The organism is Dietzia maris (assembly GCF_014144855.1).
GTDB lineage: Bacteria > Actinomycetota > Actinomycetes > Mycobacteriales > Mycobacteriaceae > Dietzia > Dietzia kunjamensis.
Window position 1 is genome coordinate 1 of record NZ_JAALDN010000390.1, and the last position, 3490, is coordinate 3490.

General features: G+C 70.0%; 4 protein-coding genes. 3 read left to right on the forward strand and 1 reads right to left on the reverse strand.

Features of this window, described 5'->3' with window-relative positions:
• Nucleotides 1-3 precede the first annotated feature (3 nt).
• Nucleotides 4-861 (forward strand): sigma-70 family RNA polymerase sigma factor, encoded by an 858-nt coding sequence (locus tag G6024_RS12770; protein ID WP_235027897.1) that lies wholly within the window; start codon nucleotides 4-6, stop codon nucleotides 859-861.
• A gap of 5 nt (nucleotides 862-866) precedes the next feature.
• Here the strand turns inward: G6024_RS12770 and G6024_RS12775 are convergent, their stop codons facing one another.
• Complete coding sequence (locus G6024_RS12775; RefSeq protein WP_119193321.1) at nucleotides 867-1220, reverse strand: VOC family protein; 354 nt, start codon at nucleotides 1218-1220, stop codon at nucleotides 867-869.
• 89 nt (nucleotides 1221-1309) lie between these two features.
• Between G6024_RS12775 and G6024_RS12780 the strand changes: the two genes are divergently transcribed.
• Nucleotides 1310-2686, forward strand: a complete 1377-nt coding sequence (locus G6024_RS12780) for a TrkH family potassium uptake protein (protein WP_119193322.1) — start codon at nucleotides 1310-1312, stop codon at nucleotides 2684-2686.
• The gene (locus G6024_RS12785) at nucleotides 2679-3359 is read left to right on the forward strand and encodes a potassium channel family protein (protein WP_119193323.1); all 681 of its coding nucleotides are present in this window, start codon (nucleotides 2679-2681) and stop codon (nucleotides 3357-3359) included. The genes G6024_RS12780 and G6024_RS12785 overlap by 8 nt, the downstream gene beginning before the upstream one ends.
• Nucleotides 3360-3490 lie beyond the last annotated feature (131 nt).

Genomic DNA, 3490 nt, shown 5'->3' on the forward strand with positions numbered 1-3490 from the left:
GCGCTGGCGGACCGCGCCGCGCTGGAGCAGGTGCGGGGCCGACTGCTCGGGGTGGGCTACCGCATCACCGGGACCTGGGCCGACGCCGAGGACGCCGCTGACGAGGCACTGGCGCGGTGGGTGGCGCTCGATCCGTCGTCCGCGCCCCGGAACGTCGATGCGTGGCTGACCACCGTGGCGACGCGGCTGTGTCTGGACCGGCTGCGCAGGCGCAAGCGGGAGGACTACGCGGGCGAGTGGCTGCCCGAGCCCGTCGACACCGCCCTGCTGCCGGCGGACCGGGCCGAGCGCCGCGACGATCTGCGGATCGCCGTGCTGCTGGCCTACGAACAGCTGGGCCCGGATGAGCGCGCGGCGTTCGTCCTTCGTGAGGCGTACGACCTGCCCTACGCCGAGATCGCCGACACCCTGGGCGCGGCTGTGGCCACCGTCCGCCAGTGGGTGAGCCGGGCCCGGCACCGCCTGGAGTCCGACCTGCGTCCACCCGAACCCGCCTCGGACGCGGTGATCTCGACCCTGGTGGAGGCCGTCCTGGCCGGCGATCTTCCGCAGACGATCGCCGCCCTCACCGCCGATGCCCGCGTGATCTCGGACGGCGGCGGCAAGGTCAATGCCGCCCGGCGGGACATCGTGGGGGCCCGTAAGTGTGCGTACTTCCTCATCAAGGCCACGGAATTCTCGGGCGGGATGATCGCGCCCGTCGAGGTCAACGGCGAGGTCGCGCTGGCGGTCCTCGCCCGCGGGGTCCTGCGGGTGGCGCAGGTCGGCGTGGTCGACGGCCAGATCTCACGCCTCTACTTCCACAGCAACCCGGACAAGCTCACCCGGCTGGCACTGCCCGAGGGGTTCGCGCCGGCCTGACGGTTCTAGGCTGGCGCCGGCACCCACATCGCCATCTCGCTCCCGCCGGGCTCACGGAAATGGAAACGGCGGCCACCGGGAAAGTCGAACGGCCCGAACGTCACCATGCCACCGGCGGCCTCGACCTGCTCGCGGGCCTCGTCGAGGTCCGGCACGCGGATCACCATGAGCGGGGCGGGGGACTGCTCGTCGTCGTCCCCCTGCACGCCCACGTCGATGCCCCCGCCGACCAGGCATGCGTACGACTCCCCGTACACGGTGGGTTCCCAGCCGCAGACCGTCGCGAGGAACTCGCTCGTGGCGGACATCGAGGTACTGGGGAACTCGACCAGCGTGATTTCGAGAGGGATCCGTGGCATACCGCCGACGTTACGAGTGTTGACGCCGTTCAGTAACGACTTCGCGCACCAACTGTGGCCGACGCGGCGGTCGGGATTACCCTCGCGGCATGGTCTCGACGATTCCGGGGGTCCTGTCCTCAGGCGCGCAGGCAGCCCGGGCGTTCACCTACAGTTCCCCGGCCCGCTCGGCGCTCCTGGCGTTCGCCGCGGCGATCGCGGTCTTCACGGTGCTGCTGATGATGCCCTGGGCCACCTCCTCGGGAGAGCACGCACACCTGCACGACGCGGTGTTCACCGCCACCTCCGCCGTGTCGGTGACCGGCCTGACCACCGTCGACACCGCGACCCACTGGTCCACGGCCGGGCAGGTGGTGATCCTGGCGGGCATCCAGGTCGGTGGCCTGGGGATCGTCACGATCTCCTCCCTGTTGGCACTCTCGGTGACCCGGCAGTTCGGGGTGCGTACCCGGCTGCTCGCCCAGACGGGCGTGTCGGCGGGTGGACTGGGCGAGGTCCGATCATTGATCAAGACCATCGTCGTCTCGTCCGCCCTGGTGGAACTCGTGATCGCGCTCATCCTCGCGCCCCGGTTCATCGCCCAGCAGGGCACGTTCGGGGACGGGCTGTGGCGCGCGGTGTTCTACGCGGTGTCGGCGTTCAACAACGCCGGGTTCGTCCTCCACCCCGACGGCCTGGCTTCGGTGGCCGACGACCCGGTCGTGTTCTGGGCGCTGATCTGCGCCGTGTTCCTGGGCAGTCTGGGTTTCCCCGTCCTGTTGGTGCTGTGGAAGCACCAGTGGCACCTGGGACGCTGGAACCTCCACACCCGCCTCACGGTCGAGGTCAGCGTGCTGCTCATGCTCGTCGGGGCTCTCGGGTTCGCCGCCCTCGAGTGGAGCAACGGGGCCACCCTCGGTGGCGAGGGCGTGGTCGACAAACTGCAGCACTCGGTGTTCGCCTCGGTGATGATGCGCTCCGGGGGTTTCGCCATCATCGACCCCGTCGACACGACCGCGTCGACCATGCTCATCACCGACGCCCTGATGTTCGTGGGGGGCGGTTCGGTCTCGACCGCCGGCGGCGTCAAGGTCACCACCCTGGCCGTCATCTTCCTGGCCTTCCTCGCCGAGGCCCGGGGCCGGGAGGACGCCACGGCACACGGGCGCGCGCTGCCCACCTCGTCGATCCGGGTCGCGGTGTCCGTGGCCGGGATGGGGCTCACGCTGGTCGCCGGCTCCGCCCTGGCCCTGATGATCCTCACCGGTGAGGATCTCGGGCGCCCCCTGTTCGAGTCCATCTCCGCCTTCGCCACCTGCGGGTTGAGTTCAGGTCTCAGCGCTGAACTCGAGCCGGCGGGGGTGTACCTTCTGTCCGGGCTGATGTTCGCCGGACGAGTCGGCATCATCACCTTCGCCACCGCGCTGACCATGCGAGCAAAGCGGACCAGGTATCGCCTACCCACAGAGAGGCCGATCATTGGCTGATCGCACCCGCCGCCAGTCCCCAGTCCTCATCATCGGCCTGGGCCGGTTCGGCGTCTCCCTCGCCACCCAACTCGTCGGCCAGGGCCGGGAGGTCCTCGCGGTCGAACGCGACCACGGACTCGTCCAGAGGTACGCCGACTCCCTGACCCACGTGGTGGAAGCCGACGCCACCGACCTCGAGGCACTCCAACAGCTCGGGGCCCAGGACTTCTCCACCGCCGTCGTCGGCGTGGGCACCTCGATCGAGTCGTCCGTGCTGGTCGCGGTGAACCTCGTCGACCTGGGGATCGAGCAGGTCTGGGCCAAGGCGATCAACCAGGCCCACGGCAAGATCCTCACTCGCATCGGATGCGACCACGTGGTGTTCCCCGAGCACGACGCCGGTGTCCGCGTGGCCCACCTGGTGGCCAACCAGATGATGGACTTCATCGAGTTCGACGAGGACTTCGCCATCGTCAAGATGCGGCCACCACGGGACGTCATCGGCAAGTCGATCGACTGCTGCCACCCGCGCAAGCGTCACAAGGTCAACATCGTCGGCATCAAGGCCCCGGGCAGCCCGTTCCAGTACGCCCAGCCGGAGACCATCATCGGCCCGGACGACGTCATCATCGTGTCCGGCCACGTCCGCGACCTGGAGCGGTTCGCCGACTTCTCCGAGCGCAAGAGATAACCAGCGCCACGCGCCCGTGGGCCGGGTCGGACCTGCGCCCCGGGCCCGCATCCTGCACCCGTGCCCGGTCCCTGCACCCGTGCCCGGATCAGCGGCGGGCGGCGTCCCAGCGGGCGAGCAGGTCGGCGGCC